Raw genomic sequence first — 20,799 nt, forward strand, 5'->3', positions numbered from 1 at the left:
CTCTCGTCAGCTCCATCCGCGAGGGACTTCACCATCAAGAGCGTACCTTCTCCCGAAGTTACGGTACCATTTTGCCTAGTTCCTTCACCCGAGTTCTCTCAAGCGCCTTGGTATTCTCTACCCGACCACCTGTGTCGGTTTGGGGTACGATTCCATCAAATCTGAAGCTTAGAGGCTTTTCCTGGAAGCATGGCATCAATGACTTCACTACCGTAGTAGCTCGACGTCGTGTCTCAGCCTATCGAGTGTCCGGATTTACCTAAACACTCAGCCTACGCACTTGAACCTGGACAACCGTCGCCAGGCCCACCTAGCCTTCTCCGTCCCCCCATCGCAATTTGATCGAGTACGGGAATATTAACCCGTTTCCCATCGACTACGCCTTTCGGCCTCGCCTTAGGGGTCGACTCACCCTGCCCCGATTAACGTTGGACAGGAACCCTTGGTCTTCCGGCGGGGAGGTTTTTCACCCCCCTTGTCGTTACTCATGTCAGCATTCGCACTTCTGATACCTCCAGCATGCTTTACAACACACCTTCAACGGCTTACAGAACGCTCCCCTACCCAATGTTCCAAGAACATTGCCGCAGCTTCGGTTTACAACTTAGCCCCGTTACATCTTCCGCGCAGGCCGACTCGACTAGTGAGCTATTACGCTTTCTTTAAATGATGGCTGCTTCTAAGCCAACATCCTAGCTGTCTAAGCCTTCCCACATCGTTTCCCACTTAGCTGTAATTTGGGACCTTAGCTGGCGGTCTGGGTTGTTTCCCTCTCCACGACGGACGTTAGCACCCGCCGTGTGTCTCCCGGATAGTACTTACTGGTATTCGGAGTTTGCAAAGGGTTGGTAAGTCGGGATGACCCCCTAGCCTTAACAGTGCTCTACCCCCAGTAGTATTCGTCCGAGGCGCTACCTAAATAGCTTTCGGGGAGAACCAGCTATCTCCGAGTTTGATTGGCCTTTCACCCCTAGCCACAAGTCATCCGCTAATTTTTCAACATTAGTCGGTTCGGTCCTCCAGTTGATGTTACTCAACCTTCAACCTGCCCATGGCTAGATCACTCGGTTTCGGGTCTAATGCTAGCAACTATACGCCCAGTTAAGACTCGGTTTCCCTACGGCTCCCCTATGCGGTTAACCTTGCTACTAACATTAAGTCGCTGACCCATTATACAAAAGGTACGCAGTCACAGGACAAAGCCTGCTCCTACTGCTTGTACGTACACGGTTTCAGGTTCTATTTCACTCCCCTCACAGGGGTTCTTTTCGCCTTTCCCTCACGGTACTGGTTCACTATCGGTCAGTCAGGAGTATTTAGCCTTGGAGGATGGTCCCCCCATATTCAGACAGGATAACACGTGTCCCGCCCTACTCGATTTCACTGAACATGCGCCTATGACTACGGGACTATCACCCGGTATCGTTGGCCTTTCCAGACCATTCGTCTAACGCATATAAAGCTTAAGGGCTAATCCAATTTCGCTCGCCGCTACTTTCGGAATCTCGGTTGATTTCTTTTCCTCGGGGTACTTAGATGTTTCAGTTCTCCCGGTTCGCTTCGCTGCACTATGTATTCATGCAGCGATACTTACTTATGTAAGTGGGTTTCCCCATTCGGAAATCGGTGACTCAAGTGGCTCTTACTGCCTCATCACCGCTTATCGCAAGTTAGTACGTCCTTCATCGCCTCTGACTGCCAAGGCATCCACCGTGTACGCTTAGTCACTTAACCATACAACCCCAAAGGGTCTTCTGTTTAAACAACCAAAGTTCGCTATCTCATTATTTGAATGAGCGAGATAGCATTGATTTGCCGGACTCAATTTTGAATTGTCACTATAAGTGACATTCCCAAGAACACTTGAATGTGTTTTGTTGGTGTTTGTCATCAAGACAAACATTGAGAACTTTACAAGTAATTTATCAATAAAGATAAATTACTTTGTCAGCTTTCCAAATTGTTAAAGAGCAATAATAGCTCGAAGCATTTGCTTCAAAACCATCAATCTGTGTGAACACTCATCGCAATAATCATCGTATAAGGAGGTGATCCAGCGCCAGGTTCCCCTAGCGCTACCTTGTTACGACTTCACCCCAGTCATGAACCACAAAGTGGTGAGCGTCCTCCCCGAAAGGTTAAACTACCCACTTCTTTTGCAGCCCACTCCCATGGTGTGACGGGCGGTGTGTACAAGGCCCGGGAACGTATTCACCGTGGCATTCTGATCCACGATTACTAGCGATTCCGACTTCATGGAGTCGAGTTGCAGACTCCAATCCGGACTACGACGCACTTTTTGGGATTCGCTCACTTTCGCAAGTTGGCCGCCCTCTGTATGCGCCATTGTAGCACGTGTGTAGCCCTACTCGTAAGGGCCATGATGACTTGACGTCGTCCCCACCTTCCTCCGGTTTATCACCGGCAGTCTCCCTGGAGTTCCCGACATGACTCGCTGGCAAACAAGGATAAGGGTTGCGCTCGTTGCGGGACTTAACCCAACATTTCACAACACGAGCTGACGACAGCCATGCAGCACCTGTCTCAGAGCTCCCGAAGGCACTCCAGCGTCTCCGCTAGATTCTCTGGATGTCAAGAGTAGGTAAGGTTCTTCGCGTTGCATCGAATTAAACCACATGCTCCACCGCTTGTGCGGGCCCCCGTCAATTCATTTGAGTTTTAATCTTGCGACCGTACTCCCCAGGCGGTCTACTTAACGCGTTAGCTCCGAAAGCCACGGCTCAAGGCCACAACCTCCAAGTAGACATCGTTTACGGCGTGGACTACCAGGGTATCTAATCCTGTTTGCTCCCCACGCTTTCGCATCTGAGTGTCAGTATCTGTCCAGGGGGCCGCCTTCGCCACCGGTATTCCTTCAGATCTCTACGCATTTCACCGCTACACCTGAAATTCTACCCCCCTCTACAGTACTCTAGTTTGCCAGTTTCAAATGCAATTCCCAGGTTGAGCCCGGGGCTTTCACATCTGACTTAGCAAACCACCTGCATGCGCTTTACGCCCAGTAATTCCGATTAACGCTCGCACCCTCCGTATTACCGCGGCTGCTGGCACGGAGTTAGCCGGTGCTTCTTCTGTTGCTAACGTCAAATGATGCTGCTATTCACAACACCACCTTCCTCACAACTGAAAGTGCTTTACAACCCGAAGGCCTTCTTCACACACGCGGCATGGCTGCATCAGGCTTGCGCCCATTGTGCAATATTCCCCACTGCTGCCTCCCGTAGGAGTCTGGACCGTGTCTCAGTTCCAGTGTGGCTGATCATCCTCTCAGACCAGCTAGGGATCGTCGCCTTGGTGAGCCCTTACCTCACCAACTAGCTAATCCCACCTGGGCATATCCTGACGCGAGAGGCCCGAAGGTCCCTCTCTTTGGCCCGTAGGCATCATGCGGTATTAGCCATCGTTTCCAATGGTTATCCCCCACATCAGGGCAATTTCCCAGGCATTACTCACCCGTCCGCCGCTCGCCACCCGAGAAACAAGTTTCTCTGTGCTGCCGCTCGACTTGCATGTGTTAGGCCTGCCGCCAGCGTTCAATCTGAGCCATGATCAAACTCTTCAATTAAAGTTTTGGCTCAATGAATACTGATAACATTACTATGTAATGTTGAATTGACTGTGCTCGATACCGAAGTATCAAATTGGTCACTCAGTTCATTGATAAATCTTTTGCGATTATCATCAACGAGTGCCCACACAGATTGATAGGTTTATATTGTTAAAGAGCTTTTCCAACGACTTTCGGAACAGTCCGCTTCATCGTCAGGGGTGCGTATCTTACACCGTAATACTTGAGAGTCAAGAAGTTTTTTCTTTCTTTTTTCTCTCTTCACCAACTCGGCTGTGACTTGCGTCGCACTCCGTGTCGGTGAAGCGGCATTATAGGGAGAAGTTTCTCGGGCGCAATACTTTTTTCTATTTTTCTATTTGAACGCTCAAACATTCAGCAAAATGGTGTTTTTTGTCGTTTTTTTCAGCACATTTGAAACCCATCACAGCAATTGGTTGGAAAAACGCCAAGCATAAACGTAAGATCTCTGTGTCTATTTTGTTAATAGTCACAACTCTTTTCTCTCTCCATTATGTAGTAAATAGATATGACGTATAAAAAAGCCATTCTGAGCGCAGTTTTAGCCATAGTGGGTGGGCTCATTCTTACGCAGGTCGACGCTTCTCCTGCGATTAGTTTTGTTCTTGGTGTCGTCTGCACGTTTTTTATTTTCACTTTTCTTAACGACACACCAACACCAACACCAACACCAACACCAAGTAATGATGATCCCGCAATTGCGACCAAAACCCTTTATGTAGGAAATCTACCTTATAAGTCGAACGAAACCGATATTCGTCAACTCTTCGCTCAGCACGGAGAAGTGTATGCTGTGCGTCTGATGAAAGATAAACGGACGGGTAAACGACGAGGATTTGGTTTCGTTGTTATGGCAAGCACCGACGCACAACAAGCTGTAGATGCTTTAAATGAGAAGGAATACATCCAAAGAACTCTGAAAGTGCGTATCGCTAACGATCCGAAATCTCAGGAAGCGGATACACCTCTATCGGATTAAATCCCATATCCATTACCGAACGGTTCAGCGCTTGCTCTTCCCAGGGCTGCGCTGTACTGAAAATGCGCCACGTTTGGCCGTTTTGCCATGCTTCCAGAGCGGGTAGCAAAGCTTGTACTCTTCTTGCAATCGCCTGACCTGAATCCACCAGCGCGATTTCTTCTCCGAGCACCTGCTGGATCTCTTCTTTTATCAGTGGGAAATGTGTACAGCCTAAGACGGCGACGTCGACTTTATTGCGCATTGGTTGCAAGATGTCGGACAGTTCTTGCAGATCGATCGCTCGACCTCGCAGTTTCTCTTCGGCGATATCAACTAACCGCGTCGACCCAAGCAGTTCCACCTCTTTCTCTTTGACAAAATCACGGATCAAATCATGAGTGTATTGCCGAGTCACTGTCGCGGGCGTTGCGATAAGTCCGACCGCACGGCTTGCGAGCAACGACGCAGGCTTAATGGCAGGCACGACGCCAACCACAGGTACGGCTAGCGCGGATCTTAAACTCGGCAGAACAATGGTACTCGCGGTATTACAAGCAATGACCACGAGATCAATTGCAAACTGCTGCGTCATTTTGATCACAAGCGCATTGACCCTAGCAATCAGCGTCTCTTGCAACAGTTCGCCATAGGGATAAGCTTCGTTGTCAAAAACGTAGTAGTAGTTCAGCGTCGGTAGCAGTTTTTTGATTTCCTGAAATACCGATAGACCTCCGACTCCCGAGTCAAAGATGAGTACATTGGGCTGACTAAAACGCTTCACTCGACCATTCCGCTGATGAAAAACGCTCAGATCATACTCTCTCGCCATGATTTGGCAATTAGCGCATCCGATATCTTTGATAGGTGAAGCGGCCATCGCTCTCTTTATCCAGCAGAGTGAGTAAGATTTCTTCTCGAAAACAAGGCGCATTAACCACTAAGGTATGAAACTCTCCATTCTCGCCGCACGGATCGATGTGTGCAGGAAGATCATTCAGTAGTGACTGGTTATACAAGCGCCCACACCACTGCGATGAAAGGGATTCTCCATCCGTCGTGACAAGGATTGTTTTAATGCCCCTGTTGAGAATTTCGTTAGCCAGCATTCGGCTCGATTCTCCCATCAAAGGAAAAAGACATTGCCAGCCAGCCGGTTCAATATAGCTGCGCCGATACTCAGCGATACCGTTGCAAAACATGTCACCAAACGCCACCGCATCAATTGCCACCCCCGATGCTTTAAGCCCAGAGACAATAGTGCTTTGATAGATTGGATTGGGAGGAAACACGCCGGGCAGGGCGATTTTGATCAAAGGAAGCCCCATCAACTCCGCTTGCTTTTCAACTACCGCTAGCGGCGTTGCCTGAAAAGGGACTTCGCTGCCAACGTACGTCGTATAAAGTGCGACCACTTGATAAGCAGGGTCCTCAAGCAGCCTTAATAAGGTTAAGGTCGAATCCTTACCGGAAGACCAGCTAACCACAACGTTCTTTTTTTGCATTTGATGACCTAAAACAAAACCGCCCGAAGGCGGCTTAAGGTTAAAACTGGTAACTCGCATTCAAGTAATACGCTCTTTCTGGAGAACGATAACCGCCTGCCGTTTCGTACTGTTCGTTAAATAGGTTTTCAACACGAGTGCGAACAATAAACGTGTCACTTACCCAGTACCCCACTGAGACATCCCACAAGTTCGTGGATGGGAGGTAATCATCGGCGGTTGCCTCTGCTTTTGGCAAATCCAGACGTTTACCTGTAAAGGTATAGGTCGTGCTCAAGTCAAAGTCACCGAATTGCGCCGACGTGATCCACTTGTAGTTCTGTTTCGCACGGCGAGCCAACTGAACACCGTTATCATCTTCATGATCTTTAAATTCGGCCACTAGCGTATGGTTAACTGGACCCGTGTCAAAGTTAACATCCAATTCCACACCTTTGATACGCGCGTCTGTATTCAATGAACAGCCACCAAAATTCACCACATCACAAATAGCGCCGTTTGGATCTGAATACCAAATGATCAGGTTATCAACTTTGTTGTCGTACGCCGACAAACTCACTCGAGCCAGAGAATATGTTGCATCAAACCCAACTTCGGCATTTTTCGACTTTTCCGGCTGAAGATCTGGCGACGTTGATAATTGGGTGTATGTCGGTGCCTTGAATGCCGTTCCGTAGCTCGCTCTCACTCGGTAGTTCGAGTTGATTTGATACCCCGTTGCGAGCGACCACGTTGTGTAGTCGTCATACTTATCATGCTTGTCATAACGCACGTTGGCTTCAACAACCCAGTTGTTCACCGTGAATCGGCCCGATGCAAACGCTCCTTTGGTATCACGGCTCTCTCCCGCCAATGCATGCGCAAAACCGTAATTTAGTGCATCATCGTCAAGCGATTCACGACGTGCATCAATCCCGCCGCCCAACTGAATGTAGTCATTCAACTGATAAAGGTTGGCCCATTGAATCTGAGTGAGATCAATATTCGCTCGCGTGCTGGCGTTGTCCTTACCTTCACTTTGGCTGTAATCGCGCGTATCGGTTTGTTGATAATTAAGAGAAAGCAAACTCCTCAGCTTGCTGCCTTCATAGTTCAACTGGCCAGTAAAACTCTGATTGTCGGAGAAACCGTGGTTAAGCGTACCGAAAGAGTTGTATTCCACATCGCTGGCAAACCAGCTAGCTGATAGATACCCCAGCCAGTTCTCATTGAAGCGATGTTCATAGCCACCCATCAGATTCTGGTTTTCGTAACCATAGTCCACGCCTGTCTGGATGCTTTTTATATCGTAACCATCGGTTTTCTCAAAACCAGCCGCCAGTTGTAGATGCCCCTGCTCGTTCACATCCGCCTTTGCGACGACCTCTCCTTTACGAGATTGGTTGCTGCCAACCCCAACAGTTACTTGCTTGAGACTATTTCCACGATGAGAACGAGTAATAATGTTGATCACGCCACCGACGGCATCGGAGCCATACACAGCGGCACCAGGGCCACGAATCACTTCCAAGCGTTCAACCAAGCCAAGTGGAAAATGATTGATCTCCACGCCACCCGCGGCAGAGTTCACCCACACGCCATCCACCAAAACCAGAACATGGCCGCTGTTGGTACCACGCATAAAGACAGAAGCTTTATGGCCTCGGCCACCATTTTGGCCGATTTCCACTCCAGGAACACGACGCAACACTTCGACCAAAGAGTTGGCTTGATACTCTGCAATCTCCTCGCGCGCAATAACCGTCGTTGCAGATAGAACTGAGGCCTGATCCTGCTCAAAGCGATTCGCCGTCACGACAACGGTATCATTCGCTCGAACTTCTTTGGCCTGTAAATAAGAGATAGGGGTAAGCAGCGATGCTACTGAGATCGCCAGAAGAGACTTTTTCATGTTGTAATCCTAAATCGCGTAAATCCCACCAAGCCTCTACATACAAGGCCTAGCTGCTGGCAGGTATTCGGACTCAAGAGCTGTTAACCTACTCACTCGACTTCCCACACGATTCCTAGTGCAGTGTCCTATTAAGCTTTCGTTCTCTATTACCGCTGCGCGTCAGTTCCGGATTCACACCGGATTCCCTTTTCAGCCATCTATACTTCCAGATAGCACCAGCTTGAAGCGCATACTATTAAGTGATTGATTATTTGTCCAGCGACAATTGGATTAAGTGATATTTTTACACAGCAGCCCCAATCAATTTTTCCTTGAGGCTGGACAATGACGAGGGATTGAATAAAATCTGCGCTCTTTATTTTTACGCACCCAAAAGGTAACTATTCATGGCGACTCTTGATGTAAACCCACAGCGCTACCAAGCTCAGTTGGCAGAAAAAGTGCAACGTTTAACCGATATGTTCGCACCTTACCAAGCTCCAGAGCTGGAAGTGTTTGAGTCCCCTGAGCAGCATTACCGCATGCGCGCAGAGTTTCGTGTGTGGCACGAAGGGGACGAGATGTATTACATCATGTTCAATCAAGAGACACGCGAAAAATACCGTGTGGACCAGTTCCCCGCCGCCAGTCGCCTGATCAACGATTTAATGCCACTGCTTATCGAAGCCATGCAAGGCAATGAATCACTGCGCCGTAAACTGTTCCAAGTCGACTTCCTCTCCACATTGAGCGGCGAGATTCTCGTTTCGCTGCTTTACCATCGTCAATTGGACGACGCTTGGATCGAAAACGCCAAAACGCTGAAACAACGCCTAAACGACGAAGGGTTTAACCTCAATCTGATTGGCCGTGCGCGTAAAATGAAAATTGTCCTCGACCGCGACTACGTGATCGAGAAGCTGGATGTAAACGGCAAGCCTTATATCTACCAACAAGTGGAAAACAGTTTCACGCAGCCAAACGGCAAAGTCGCGGAAAAAATGCTGGCATGGGCGGTTGACTGCACCCAAGAGAGCCAAGGCGATTTGCTGGAACTTTACTGCGGCAACGGCAATTTCTCCCTAGCGCTGGCGCAAAACTTTGAACGCGTGCTGGCTACAGAGCTGGCAAAACCATCGGTGGAATCGGCGCAATACAACATTGCCGCCAACAAAATTGAGAACGTACAGATCATCCGTATGTCAGCGGAAGAGTTTACCGAAGCGATGGAAGGCAAACGCGAGTTTCGCCGCCTTAAAGATGCGGGCGTAGATTTGAAGAGCTACAACTGCAATACGATTTTTGTCGACCCTCCACGCGCAGGTATGGATGTAGACACCTGTAAAATGGTGCAAGGCTATGAGCGCATTTTGTACATCTCCTGCAACCCAGATACCCTGCTCGAGAACCTCGAAATCCTGAGCGAAACCCACACCATTACCCGTTTCGCTCTGTTTGACCAGTTCCCTTACACCCATCACATGGAAGCGGGTGTGATGTTAGAGCGCATTAAATAAAGGTTAAAACGGTTTTTAATTGTAGCAAAAATCGCTCTGGGTACGGCTTGGGGTACGGGCGCATCTAAAATGCTCGATTGCTATGATTAGATTAGAATTGATGCTAACGCCACCAGCTTTGCTCGTGGCGTTTTTGTTTTCCAAGCTGCCTGTGCGGCAGTGAACCAGTAGCCACTTCCTTTTTGCACTCTCTGCATTTTCTAAGCTGCCTGTGCGGCAGTGAACACTGGCGTTGGCATCGGTCGCTGGCATGTCGATTTCTAAGCTGCCTGTGCGGCAGTGAACTAGAGCCGATCGACTGCACTAAAGTGCTAAACTTTCTAAGCTGCCTGTGCGGCAGTGAACAAGTTGACGGACTTTGTGGAAGCTTTCAGCGTTTTCTAAGCTGCCTGTGCGGCAGTGAACTTCTTCGACGGTTTTTCCGCCGACTCCGGCAATTTCTAAGCTGCCTGTGCGGCAGTGAACGGTTAACAAATGGGTTTACGCCTAGCTCGCATTTTCTAAGCTGCCTGTGCGGCAGTGAACTGGCCATGGGTGCGAGTGTTCGACACTGAGCATTTCTAAGCTGCCTGTGCGGCAGTGAACGAGCTGCAAAAGACATGCGCAAAGATTGTAGCTTTCTAAGCTGCCTGTGCGGCAGTGAACGCGAGTGAATTCTTCTGCACTCATTGCATCAATTTCTAAGCTGCCTGTGCGGCAGTGAACGTAAGCAAAACTCATGGCTTTAAATTGATCGGTTTCTAAGCTGCCTGTGCGGCAGTGAACATTTGCGGAGATAAAGAAATCCCCTCAGGCGATTTCTAAGCTGCCTGTGCGGCAGTGAACTTGATGAGTTCAGAGATCAATCCGCTGCGCTATTTCTAAGCTGCCTGTGCGGCAGTGAACTTGATAAACCGCGATACCTCCGCGCCTATGGTTTTCTAAGCTGCCTGTGCGGCAGTGAACCAAAAAACGCAACCGATGTAAATTTTTCGTTGTTTCTAAGCTGCCTGTGCGGCAGTGAACAGAACGCGGACTGCCGCAGCTCAGCGCAGCGGTTTCTAAGCTGCCTGTGCGGCAGTGAACTCTGTGTCGTCGTAATTGCTGAGTAACTTGACTTTCTAAGCTGCCTGTGCGGCAGTGAACACGCCGGAGGTTTTGTTCACGGCGGAATTGTCTTTCTAAGCTGCCTGTGCGGCAGTGAACTTGCACTGGCGTGCTAGGCGGTCAATTTTACTTTTCTAAGCTGCCTGTGCGGCAGTGAACTTTGGTGGCCGAATCGCAATGAGGACCTGCTATTTCTAAGCTGCCTGTGCGGCAGTGAACTAAACACGCAAATATCATAGCCTCATTATCTGTTTCTAAGCTGCCTGTGCGGCAGTGAACCGTATTTTGAAAGCGGTCTGGAGTGGCTAACATTTCTAAGCTGCCTGTGCGGCAGTGAACATAGACTTGCTCAAACTCGCTATCATCCATATTTTTCTAAGCTGCCTGTGCGGCAGTGAACGAGCAAGTGACGATATTGGCTGGATTCAGAGATTTCTAAGCTGCCTGTGCGGCAGTGAACTCCTGGGTAACTTGCTTACCCGCCGGTATAATTTTCTAAGCTGCCTGTGCGGCAGTGAACTCTTACAGTTGGATCGTCACCAAGCCGACCAATTTCTAAGCTGCCTGTGCGGCAGTGAACAAGCGATAAACAGCCAGCGGTTAGGCTGGCTTTTTCTAAGCTGCCTGTGCGGCAGTGAACTAAGTAATCCTGTTGTGAGCAAGTACCAGATTTTTCTAAGCTGCCTGTGCGGCAGTGAACTCGGTGGCAGAGCAAGAACGTGCCTTTGAGCATTTCTAAGCTGCCTGTGCGGCAGTGAACGGTATTTTACTCTTAAGAGTGGGAGTGCTATTTTTCTAAGCTGCCTGTGCGGCAGTGAACAAAATTCCCCCCTTTAATGGATTGGTAACTCTTTTCTAAGCTGCCTGTGCGGCAGTGAACAAACGGCTGTCACTAACGGTATGTGCCAATGTTTTCTAAGCTGCCTGTGCGGCAGTGAACGTGAGTTGTCCAGCGGGTAGGCGGAGCCGTAGTTTCTAAGCTGCCTGTGCGGCAGTGAACTTCATAGTGGCGTTCTTGTGTTGCTTTCTGTTTTTCTAAGCTGCCTGTGCGGCAGTGAACTTCTCGTCGTCCGCCTTGGTCGCTTCACGATTTTTCTAAGCTGCCTGTGCGGCAGTGAACGCTATGATGCTTGTGAAAGTTTCGATGAGCAGTTTCTAAGCTGCCTGTGCGGCAGTGAACATGATTTGGTCGCATCCACCCTAGACACTCATTTTCTAAGCTGCCTGTGCGGCAGTGAACCCCTCAGATTGTCGCGCCCGAGCTCAGTCGGTTTTCTAAGCTGCCTGTGCGGCAGTGAACTAGTGCTAAACGTGCCCATATAATGCCCGCAGTTTCTAAGCTGCCTGTGCGGCAGTGAACACTTAGCTGAAAGCGCCATTTTCATCAGGATATTTCTAAGCTGCCTGTGCGGCAGTGAACTAGCCCAGCCTATTTTCGATATCGCCTTTTCTTTTCTAAGCTGCCTGTGCGGCAGTGAACTCGTAACTTCCCGAAGAAAAACGCCCCCGCTAGTTTCTAAGCTGCCTGTGCGGCAGTGAACCAAATGGCTAAACCTGTTTTTGTGCTTGGCATTTTCTAAGCTGCCTGTGCGGCAGTGAACCCGAGATTTACAAGGGCCCATTCAAGCCAAAATTTCTAAGCTGCCTGTGCGGCAGTGAACAATAGAATAAAGCGATAAAAATAAGCTGCAACAGAATGTTAGGATAAAAATCATCTTTTTACCTTGTTAAAAACCGCCTGTTGCAACCATTTGTATTTAAAGCACATTTTTAAAGAGCAAAAATAAAGGGTAAAAACTACCCTTTTTCGTTCATTTTAAAAATGCGGTACGGTAGCCAACATTGACTGCCCATTCGCTTTGCTACTCAAACCATAGCAATCGAAGCTCCCATCTTGTGATGTGCTTTGCTGCTGCATCTCAATAAACAGCGGGAACTTGCTGTTTTTGTCTGGTGAGCGCTGCTTGGTTTGCTGGCTATGCAAGTAAATAAACGGCAAAGAGCACAATGCTGTCGGCTTGCTTTGTTGCAAATCCGCTAAACATTCCACCAGCGGTTTGCCGGATTTTGCTGCCCATAGGGCTGCTTTTTGCTGCATATCCCGTTCTATTCGCTCGGGCGATTTCACCTGCTTGCGTACAAAACTTACGTAAGTTACACCGTTTGGTACGGGTTTGATCCCTTTGATGTGCACATAGTCTTCAAGCCGAGTTAGCCAGCGGTGGATAGCCAACTTTTCCAGTGTCGCTTGCTCTTTTGCAAATAGACGCAGCTTAGCGCCGAGCGGAAACTTTGCTTGACGATAATCAGGAAAACCGACCGCAACCAGAGATTGGTTGCTCGCCACTTTGTGCTCCACCAAAGCAATGTGCACTTGTTGAAAGACATTTTGCCAAAGAAAGGCAAGAGGTATTTCTGCCTCTGGTAACAAGGTGATTTCTTGGTAGTAGTTCATGACAACTCCTTATTCACCAAACACACCACCGCGGATCAGCATCGCCATGACATAATGTTGCTGCTCCAACGATGGTGTTTTTCCTTTTAGTAGCCAAGCATCTAACAAGTTATAAAAGTCAGTTTTTTCCTTTGGCTGGCGATATGCTGCGCCACGATTCGTGACTGAGCCGTAAGGTTCTACGGCAATCGCACCTATTTCATCGGCTTGCGGGTGCCATGTATCAATGGTTCTCAGGGCATTGCCAATTTTTTGCGAGTGCATTGCTGCCTGACCATCAAGTTGATATAAAAACTTGCTCTTATCGCCTTTACCTCCCCCCATCACTAACTCTTGTGAAGGGAAAACTGCTTGACCTTGCCCTAATTGGCTATAAGCCTCGACTTTGATCAATGCATGACGTTCAATCAAACCTTGCTGAATAATTTGAGCTAACTCGTTCAGTTTTTCACCGCTGTCAAAGTCTCTTAAACTAAACTCGTAGCTATCAAAGCTAAATTGCTTTTCACCCACGCTCACGACAACTTTAACTTGCTCAGCGCCAACGCGATTACGCCATAAAAAGCGCCCATTTGCGATATTGTGAGCATAGCGCTTTGCCAGCTCTTTAAATTCCGTTTCTATTTGGTACTGCTTTACGATCTCACCGAGTGCCGCTTGGTAAGCGGGATCATTACAGGTAGACGGCACATGTAAACCACTTAATATACGTAGGGTGAAAACTAGTTTAAGCGTGTCGCAATTATGAGGTAACGCGGCAACATCAACGGTTTGTAAATTCGCTTTTGATACTTCGGCATCTAATTTTGCAGGATCATTGGCCGTTGCTGCCTTTAGACGGTTAGAAATCGTGCCTCGAACGGCTTTTTCACCCACAAGAATAGGCAGCCAAGTGGCTTCATTCATGTTGCCTGCAAACATTAGTGCATCAGAAGGGAGTAATTTCGCTTCAAAAGCTAATACCGAAGGGGTTGTTAGTTTTACGTCTGCCATAGTTAAATCTCCATATTCTTAAAAATCATCTGGGTTAAATGCCGCTTCGCTATCGATGAAGCCAGGATCAATGATGGGTTGTATAACGTTATTTGTGGTCGCAATGTACCAAGGGTGATTGTCGGTGTAATGCCATAGTGCAGTTTCAATGTTTGAGAGTCGGTGTACACTTAGCCACTCCCCCACACTGTATGCTGTTTCAGCAAAAGTCACAGGCACAGTATTGTCTCGGACGTTGGCCACTTCGCCGGATGTATATAAGGGAGAAATGGCACAATAGCCAGTGGCAATAGGCACTAGATAGCCCGGCTTTGGTTTGGCTACATAGCTCCACTGCGCTTTGATGGCTCTCGTCTCTGTATCGCTATTCTCTTCAGCTTGTTCGGATTCAGTTTGACTGGCACGATAGGTTAACTTAACAAAATCGCACCATGCATCGAATAAACAAGCATCATCTTGCTCCACTTTTAATTGCTCATAATGCTCAGCGAGATATTCATGGCGATCGATAAGCACAAACCCCGGCATTAAACGACGCACTGCATAGGCTTGCTTTTCTTCAGTATTTAACAGTTCGCAAGATTCAAACCCGAGTATTTGCCCACCTGCCAACCTTAAGGTTGGGATCAACTGATTAAGCTGAGCTTTAAGCTCGACTTCTGTGAGTGTGTCACCTGCCACTAACCCTTTTACTTCAATTAATAAAGATATTTGCATATTCATACGGCCTTCTTCATTAATCGGGGCCGTTTTACCTTGGTGAGTAAGCGGGTTACGTGTTAGTGCAAAAACAAAATCTCCCCACCCTTTGGGTTGACGAGCATGGACTTGATTTTTGTGACTCACTACCACGACACCACCTAAATAAACATTCAAGGTTGACGGTAACTTCCTAGAAAGGGCATGTGTGAAGCCTAAAAAGTGGGTGATTGCAGGAAAACCATAGGTAAGCCCTGCAATGGCGTTAGCGTTTTGCACATTGAGCTTTTTAATTAATACATATTGGCTCATTTTATTGACCTCCCCATTTTGGCGTATGCCGTTCAAACGCTTGTAACTGCTGAAAACACAATTTTTTGAAGTAGTGATGTTCATTATCTCCTAGGATATAGACATCTTTGTTTTCTAACTTTCTCAGCAGCCAAGTGGCAAAGTCGTGGGCAACTTCCTCTAACCATTCCCCTTTTTCACGCTCTGCTTGAAATGCAGAGTGACGATTAAATACATCAAGCCACAATCGATGTGCTTTTTTCATTTTGGCTGAAGGCTCTGTCGCCCAGCCTGTTATTTCGGTTTGGTTCTGCAGTAAAGCTGCACGTTCAAACAGGGTGTCTAATATGGGCTGTGTGTACCAGAAGTCACGCTTATAACGGGTTTTAAAGTTGCGGTCACTGTCCTTTAAGTTGGCTAAAAATGCTTTAAATTCTCTAATGTGTTGCGCTGTTTGATAGCTGAACTCTCGATTAAAAAAGCTTGTCTGTTGAGCTGGCGATGTGATCTGGGCTTGGTACGTAGGCGGCGCACAATTGAGTAAAAAACTTTGCCCATAACGCTCACTATTTAACTGCGAGATATTTTGTGGCTTTGAGCCTCCAAAATTCTGAATAGCAGTAGCGACAAAACTGACAGAGTCTTGTGGATGATAATGCCCTTTTTTACGCGCTTCTTTTATTGCTTTAGCTTCATCGCCAAAACGGGTTTGAGTAATTGCATTATGCAGTTTATGGGCTAGTGCTGAAGAGGTTAATGGCACTAATAAGTGATATGCCTGTACAGCTTGGTTACCTTGCTTCACCGGGTAATACAGCTGCTTGGTTAAAGTATGTCCGGCGAGCTTTGCATCGCCCAGCGCTTCATTAAAGCCCGATTGCCATTCGTTTAACAGCGCCTCATCTTGGGTAAAGGGTTTTAAAGCACTAAGGTGATTCGCTTGTAATTGCGTTACTAAACTCTCGCCTGCTACTTCTATTTTTAATAATTTTGCCACATCAAGCGCAGCCGCATTACCTACCGCATCGATGGCTTTTGTTTTGAGGCAGGTTGTTGTTACATAACCGCTATTTACCTCATGCTGTGTCACTAACATGCTGCTAGCTTTAGCATCACTGTGAGTAAATTTTGCAGCATGAGTCGCCAAACTAATTTGCTTGGCGCGTTTTGCGGCATCAGTTAACCAAATTGCAGGTTTAAACGCCTCTTCGATTGGCGTTGCTTGCGCTGCATAATCGGCTTTAGCTTTTGCTATCTCAACCGGATCGTCGCTTTTATCGAGCACTTTGTTTAAGGCTTTTAAAAGTGGCTCGAGCTTAGTTTGCTTGCGTTGCTCGATATAATCGGCAATGGCATCGCTCAAGGTGTTGTCCATTCGTCTTCCTTCGTTGTTATATCCTGATAAATACCCAGTTGTGGGTGCCAACTCCAAGTAATAGATTGTTCATTTTGTTCTGCCCGCAAACTCACTTCGCCGAGTTGTTCACTGGCCCGTTGTAAGGTTAAATTAAGTGCATTAGCGTAATGCTGGTAAGTATCGAGCACACTGTGTGAAAACCACCAATGACACCCCTGTGCTAAAGGGGGGTTATCTTGTGTAAAACGCGTTTCTTTGCTGACGTAACAATACGGTTTTTTGCTGGTATCGAGTTGGCTCCAACATAGCGCCTCATCTTCGACGCGCAAAACAAACGCTTCTTGTGGCTGCGATTGTCTAAATTCCGTTTGGCGAATAAATTCGGCATTCCAGTGGGCATCATGTGGGTGAGTTGAGCGCCACCAAAGGTTGGCTTCTTTGTCGTTACGGTAAAACTGCTTTTGATAATTATCTCCGCCTATCTTTTCTAACGTAAATCTCAGCGCTCTATGCTCTTGCACCAAAAAGTTCGTCACTTTATTGGCTTGTTTACCAGCGCAATGAGCGTTAAACATAAAATCTCCACCCTTGAAATTTGGCTCAGTGATGCGCGATATCGCCGATATATTTTCAAGCTCCGTATCCAGCAAATGATTAAGATCGTGCTCAGCAAGCGGCAAGGCTTTACTTTCAAAGCCGGGTTTACAATAGGCCGTTGATTCACCATTCAGAGCGCGAATATTCTGATTCAGCACATACAAATTATTATCGCTTGGCACTTGTTGGCGGTGGCGTTGAATACGGCCTGCCAGTTGGATCAATGATCGCATTGAGCTTGGCTCAGCTATTGCCCAGTCATAATCGTGGTCACGTCCAACTTCTACTACCGACGTACCCATGACCACAAAAACTAAGTTATTTGCTTTGCTGGCTTTTAATGCCTTGTTAATTTCTGGCTGCTGCCAAAGATCACTCTCATTATGACGTGACAATATAGTATCGAGGCGTGTTTCTTTATAAGAGCGAAGTGCCAAAGGATATTGAGAATGGTACACACAATAATATATTTCATGATCTGGCATGGCTGGCATCGCAAGCAGTGCTTTTGCCGTGGCGACCATGGGATTAATGTTTGCCAGTCGCACTACCCCTAGCGACACCTTTTTACCACATGGGCTTTGTGTATGGTGCGCAGCGTGTAGTCGATGCATGTTGGTGTAAATCGTCTGAGCGACTTGTTGATACACGGAACTCGCTTTCGCTGGCTCTAGTTTAATAATCTGGCCTTTCCTCAACACTTTCTGCTGTTTTTGCAGTTTTGCAATGCGCTTATCTACATAGATTTTGTGTTGCTCAAGGTAACTGTCTTTGTCACTGATTTCTTTTGTTATACTCGAAAACTCGTCAATCCATGCGCACACCACAGAGCCATTTTGATTGTCGCCAAACTGCGCTTGATTAAACTGTTGCCTTCCACTTTGATAGGCATCAAATAGATTTTTAATCAATGCTGGTGGCAAGGTAGCCGATGACAGTAGCACTCGAGAGCCAAGCATCCCCGCCCAGTTCACCAAACGGCACAATGCTGGTAAATCTTCTAAACCAAAGTCATCTGGCTCGTCGAGCACTAAATCGGAGGTTAACAAACGTAGCATAGGTGCGATCTGCTTACCGCCGCGCTTACTTTCAGTCGCTGGCATTAAATGATCTATCGTGCTGACAACAACAGGAGCACTAACTAGCTGCTCTAGCTTGGGGCTACTGCTTAGCCAATGCTTGAGCCGACCATCGTAAATTTGACCTTGGTAGCTAACATAAAGGTCAGCGAATAAGTCATCCGCCGATTCACTCCCAGACCCAACGATTTCTTGTTCTTTGCTTAACTGATGAAGGGTTTTTACCGCTTGAGAGCCAACAAGTACCGCCAGCTCATCATCGCCTAATTTTAAAAGATCTCTGTAGGCATCTCCCGTTTGTAAGGTGAGCGTTCTCAATCCCAATGCTACTGAAAATCGGCAGCCCTCCCTTTCGTCAGCCATAGCGTACATGATACGAGCATTTGCAATGGTTTTACCGCAGCCAGTTGACGCCATATTGACTCCAAAAAAACCTCTTTTTTCGGATTCTTTTGCAACCGTTTTAATTTCGCCAAACGCTTTATCTTGCCAACGATACTTTGCTTGATCGGCACTTTTAGTAAACAACCTGTGTTGCGTAATAGCGGGCAAAGTCATTTTAAGCGCTGGTAAATTTTGAATAAAACGCTGCGCATTAGACGCTACGCCAATGTTGTGTTCATCAAGCTGTTGCTTCGCCGAACTTTTTCCCGCGCTTGCTGTTTTATCTGTATTTGCAATAGGTTGGTAATTTATGTCACGCCATGCCGTTTTACATTTTTCAATAGGCAATGATGAATAATAGTGGTCTGCCAGCATCAAACTCATTCGCGCAATATGGGCAACAAAGCTTTGGCCTAACCAATCTGAGTTCTTAGCGCTAAAAATCGGATTTTTTAATGCTCTTATCGCCAGTTTTTGTGCCTTATTTTGCCAAGTACGGCTTAATAAAGGTGTGCCAAATTCAAACAGCCAGTTTTGCGTAACCGCTTCTGCAGTGTAAATATTTAAATCAAGGGCATTGGCTGAATTCCAATGGCTGGAAGCGCATGTGTTTAACCATTGATCCATTTGTTCTATTCGTGATTCGCAGCGGTGATCTAAGGGCAGTCTGTGGTGTGACACCACTAACCAAGCGACAAGCTTTGCCAAAGGCGATAAATGCTCAAACACACGTTGCTGTTTTTCGTGATCTTTGCACAAATTTCTGAGCATAGATTGCTCTAACTCTGCCGCTTGTGTAGCAGAAAGCGTTGCCAGTTCTGTGAGCCAAACTTCGTCTGTTTTATATTTTACAAGGGCTTCAAATAACCTCAGTGATACCCATTCATGACGATAGGGTTCACCTTTTTGCTTGGTTTTTCCGGCTAGTTTAGCTTGAAATAAGTTGTTGGCTTTACCGAAGTCATGAAACAAACCTGCTAAGCTTGCTGCCAGCAATATGACTTCATTAAACTGCCACCCTTGTTCCCATTCTTTGTGTTCAAGATTTAGCGCCGTTCTATTGACGGGTACTACGCCTTGCAAATTAAATTTCCGTCTATTCCCCACCACCCACAAAAACTGGCTGCGCGAACGGGAGCGGATCCAGTGGCAACTGACTGCGGTACTACGGCTGGCGGTTTGGCGAAGCATTTTTTTCACCGTGAGTAGCCCTTCTTCGGTGATGAGGGTTTGCCAAGTGTTATCACCAATGCGGTTGGCGAAAGCATCCAGTACACGGCGGGTTTTCTTGAGGGCGTTTTTCTCGCATTGACTGACAAAGGTGACCATCATAATTGGTGTGCCTCGCGCTCTCCTTCCTCTTTGCCTTGCAGTGCGATGTTTTTCACTGTGTCGAACATATAATCGAGCGCTTTGTGTTCGATGAAGGCTTGCAGAATTTGTTGGCGAAACTCTTGTTCGCTGGCGTTCTCTTTGGCGCAAACAAAAGCCCACGGCAGCACAATGGCATCTTTGATTAAGTCCGCGACATCAAATACCAAGGCGCCACGGCGGGTTTTGCCATGCATGACAGCAAAGCCGTGCGGAATACCAAGCACCCACAGGCAGCTTGCCGCAAGCCCATAGGCTAAGTAGTTGCCGTGATTGAGAAAATCGTTGGCTTTGTCGGTGGATTTTTTGTCTGGCTGATGCTGGCGCGTAAAGCCTTCTTTGCCTGTGTTATTGGCGGCGTACTTGTACAGGGCTTTGGTGAGCTGCGCTTCCGTGAGGAGCAGATCGGCTGGTTTACTCGCGGCTTCAGTACGTTGGTGAAAGGTATCAAGAGATTGCTTTATTACTTCATCTTGTAGATTAAATTTCTCGTGGGTTAATTCTCGGTCTGATCGCCAAACACGCTGCAAGTAATCAATCCGTGCGTTTTGAAATTGTTTGGCGGCGGCCAAGCGCTTTTCATCATCAAACCAGAATGAGAGCCAGCCTTGTAAGTATTCTGTTGGACGATATTCGCTCTGCGGCGTGAACCATTCGACCTCGCAAGCCATGTGCAGCGGCGTGCCACCGCCGCCACAAAATCCGACCAATACGCCAGCCTGTGAGAGCATGCGCATGGCGGCTTGAGTAATGGAGGTGCCATTGCCGAGCATGAGTACGGTGGTGTTGGCAATCGGAATATTGAAGTAGAGGTTTTCTTTGTCGGCTTCGGTCAAGTAGAGCACGCGGCCATCTTTTTGCATCACACGGCAATATTCCAAGTAATACATATTGGCGCGCTTTGAGTGCAGGATGACTTTAAGATCAGAGGGTGAGAGATCGTCCATTTTTTGCTCCATGCTTGACGGTTATGCATCCACTTTATGCATCTGTTTCCTAAGCTCAATCCTGCGCATTTATTCAG

The 20,799-nt window shown here is 47.5% G+C and carries 11 protein-coding genes, 2 rRNA genes, 1 CRISPR repeat array and 1 riboswitch; of the genes, 2 read left to right on the forward strand and 11 right to left on the reverse strand.

From position 1 onward, the window contains the following. Together EA26_RS00005 and EA26_RS00010 are read right to left on the reverse strand one after the other, a co-directional pair. Nucleotides 1-1,734 (reverse strand): 23S ribosomal RNA (locus EA26_RS00005); the annotation flags it as partial. A gap of 307 nt (nucleotides 1,735-2,041) precedes the next feature. After that, nucleotides 2,042-3,586 (reverse strand): 16S ribosomal RNA (locus tag EA26_RS00010). A gap of 532 nt (nucleotides 3,587-4,118) precedes the next feature. On the opposite strand from EA26_RS00010, the gene EA26_RS00015 reads away from it, so the two are divergent. Next, complete coding sequence (locus EA26_RS00015) at nucleotides 4,119-4,589, forward strand: RNA recognition motif domain-containing protein (RefSeq protein ID WP_039422044.1); 471 nt, start codon at nucleotides 4,119-4,121, stop codon at nucleotides 4,587-4,589. Here EA26_RS00015 and murI read toward each other — a convergent pair. The 3 genes from murI to EA26_RS00030 are packed head-to-tail and all read right to left on the reverse strand — an operon-like array spanning nucleotide 4,543 to nucleotide 7,964. Then, the gene (murI, locus tag EA26_RS00020; RefSeq protein WP_052079780.1) at nucleotides 4,543-5,400 is read right to left on the reverse strand and encodes a glutamate racemase; all 858 of its coding nucleotides are present in this window, start codon (nucleotides 5,398-5,400) and stop codon (nucleotides 4,543-4,545) included. The two genes, EA26_RS00015 and murI, sit on opposite strands and share 47 nt — an antisense overlap. Nucleotides 5,401-5,410: 10 nt before the next feature. After that, the gene (locus EA26_RS00025) at nucleotides 5,411-6,073 is read right to left on the reverse strand and encodes a Dph6-related ATP pyrophosphatase (protein WP_039428647.1); all 663 of its coding nucleotides are present in this window, start codon (nucleotides 6,071-6,073) and stop codon (nucleotides 5,411-5,413) included. A 40-nt stretch (nucleotides 6,074-6,113) separates the two neighbouring features. Next, a complete protein-coding gene (locus tag EA26_RS00030) occupies nucleotides 6,114-7,964 on the reverse strand; it encodes a TonB-dependent receptor domain-containing protein (protein WP_039422047.1) in 1,851 nt (616 codons plus the stop codon). A 41-nt stretch (nucleotides 7,965-8,005) separates the two neighbouring features. Beyond that, a riboswitch (cobalamin riboswitch) is annotated at nucleotides 8,006-8,202 on the reverse strand. A gap of 151 nt (nucleotides 8,203-8,353) precedes the next feature. Between EA26_RS00030 and trmA the strand changes: the two genes are divergently transcribed. Further along, the gene (gene trmA / locus EA26_RS00035; protein WP_039422051.1) at nucleotides 8,354-9,463 is read left to right on the forward strand and encodes a tRNA (uridine(54)-C5)-methyltransferase TrmA; all 1,110 of its coding nucleotides are present in this window, start codon (nucleotides 8,354-8,356) and stop codon (nucleotides 9,461-9,463) included. A gap of 137 nt (nucleotides 9,464-9,600) precedes the next feature. Then, nucleotides 9,601-12,210: a CRISPR direct-repeat array (repeat unit 28 nt; unit sequence TTTCTAAGCTGCCTGTGCGGCAGTGAAC). Between the two features lie 155 nt (nucleotides 12,211-12,365). Here the strand turns inward: trmA and cas6f are convergent. From cas6f to cas1f, 6 genes are read right to left on the reverse strand one after another with little or no spacing between them, the layout of a single operon-like run. After that, entirely contained in the window at nucleotides 12,366-13,004 is a 639-nt protein-coding gene (gene cas6f / locus EA26_RS00040; protein WP_039422054.1) for a type I-F CRISPR-associated endoribonuclease Cas6/Csy4, read from the reverse strand. Nucleotides 13,005-13,013: 9 nt separating this feature from the next. After that, nucleotides 13,014-13,997, reverse strand: a complete 984-nt coding sequence (csy3, locus tag EA26_RS00045; protein WP_039422057.1) for a type I-F CRISPR-associated protein Csy3 — start codon at nucleotides 13,995-13,997, stop codon at nucleotides 13,014-13,016. Between the two features lie 18 nt (nucleotides 13,998-14,015). Beyond that, nucleotides 14,016-15,008: a type I-F CRISPR-associated protein Csy2 gene (gene csy2, locus EA26_RS00050; protein WP_039422060.1), complete on the reverse strand. Its 993-nt coding sequence runs from the start codon at nucleotides 15,006-15,008 to the stop codon at nucleotides 14,016-14,018. 1 nt (nucleotide 15,009) lies between these two features. Then, nucleotides 15,010-16,362, reverse strand: coding sequence for a type I-F CRISPR-associated protein Csy1 (csy1, locus tag EA26_RS00055; RefSeq protein WP_039422062.1), 1,353 nt, complete (start codon nucleotides 16,360-16,362; stop codon nucleotides 15,010-15,012). Further along, nucleotides 16,347-19,736, reverse strand: coding sequence for a type I-F CRISPR-associated helicase Cas3f (cas3f, locus tag EA26_RS00060; RefSeq protein ID WP_039422065.1), 3,390 nt, complete (start codon nucleotides 19,734-19,736; stop codon nucleotides 16,347-16,349). Before cas3f ends, csy1 begins: the two co-directional genes overlap by 16 nt. Beyond that, the gene (cas1f, locus tag EA26_RS00065; RefSeq protein WP_039422068.1) at nucleotides 19,733-20,722 is read right to left on the reverse strand and encodes a type I-F CRISPR-associated endonuclease Cas1f; all 990 of its coding nucleotides are present in this window, start codon (nucleotides 20,720-20,722) and stop codon (nucleotides 19,733-19,735) included. The genes cas3f and cas1f overlap by 4 nt, the downstream gene beginning before the upstream one ends. Between the last annotated feature and the right edge of the window lie 77 nt (nucleotides 20,723-20,799).

Source organism: Vibrio navarrensis (assembly GCF_000764325.1).
In the GTDB taxonomy this organism is placed as follows: domain Bacteria; phylum Pseudomonadota; class Gammaproteobacteria; order Enterobacterales; family Vibrionaceae; genus Vibrio; species Vibrio navarrensis.

Bases quoted from the DNA above. Each gene is read 5' to 3' on its own strand.
- trmA (WP_039422051.1), top strand. From the start codon at position 8,354: ATGGCGACTCTTGATGTAAACCCACAGCGCTACCAAGCTCAGTTGGCA.
- csy2 (WP_039422060.1), bottom strand. From the start codon at position 15,008: ATGAGCCAATATGTATTAATTAAAAAGCTCAATGTGCAAAACGCTAAC.
- cas3f (WP_039422065.1), bottom strand. From the start codon at position 19,736: ATGATGGTCACCTTTGTCAGTCAATGCGAGAAAAACGCCCTCAAGAAA.
- EA26_RS00030 (WP_039422047.1), bottom strand. From the start codon at position 7,964: ATGAAAAAGTCTCTTCTGGCGATCTCAGTAGCATCGCTGCTTACCCCT.
- csy3 (WP_039422057.1), bottom strand. From the start codon at position 13,997: ATGGCAGACGTAAAACTAACAACCCCTTCGGTATTAGCTTTTGAAGCG.
- cas6f (WP_039422054.1), bottom strand. From the start codon at position 13,004: ATGAACTACTACCAAGAAATCACCTTGTTACCAGAGGCAGAAATACCT.
- cas1f (WP_039422068.1), bottom strand. From the start codon at position 20,722: ATGGACGATCTCTCACCCTCTGATCTTAAAGTCATCCTGCACTCAAAG.
- csy1 (WP_039422062.1), bottom strand. From the start codon at position 16,362: ATGGACAACACCTTGAGCGATGCCATTGCCGATTATATCGAGCAACGC.
- murI (WP_052079780.1), bottom strand. From the start codon at position 5,400: ATGGCGAGAGAGTATGATCTGAGCGTTTTTCATCAGCGGAATGGTCGA.
- EA26_RS00015 (WP_039422044.1), top strand. From the start codon at position 4,119: ATGACGTATAAAAAAGCCATTCTGAGCGCAGTTTTAGCCATAGTGGGT.
- EA26_RS00025 (WP_039428647.1), bottom strand. From the start codon at position 6,073: ATGCAAAAAAAGAACGTTGTGGTTAGCTGGTCTTCCGGTAAGGATTCG.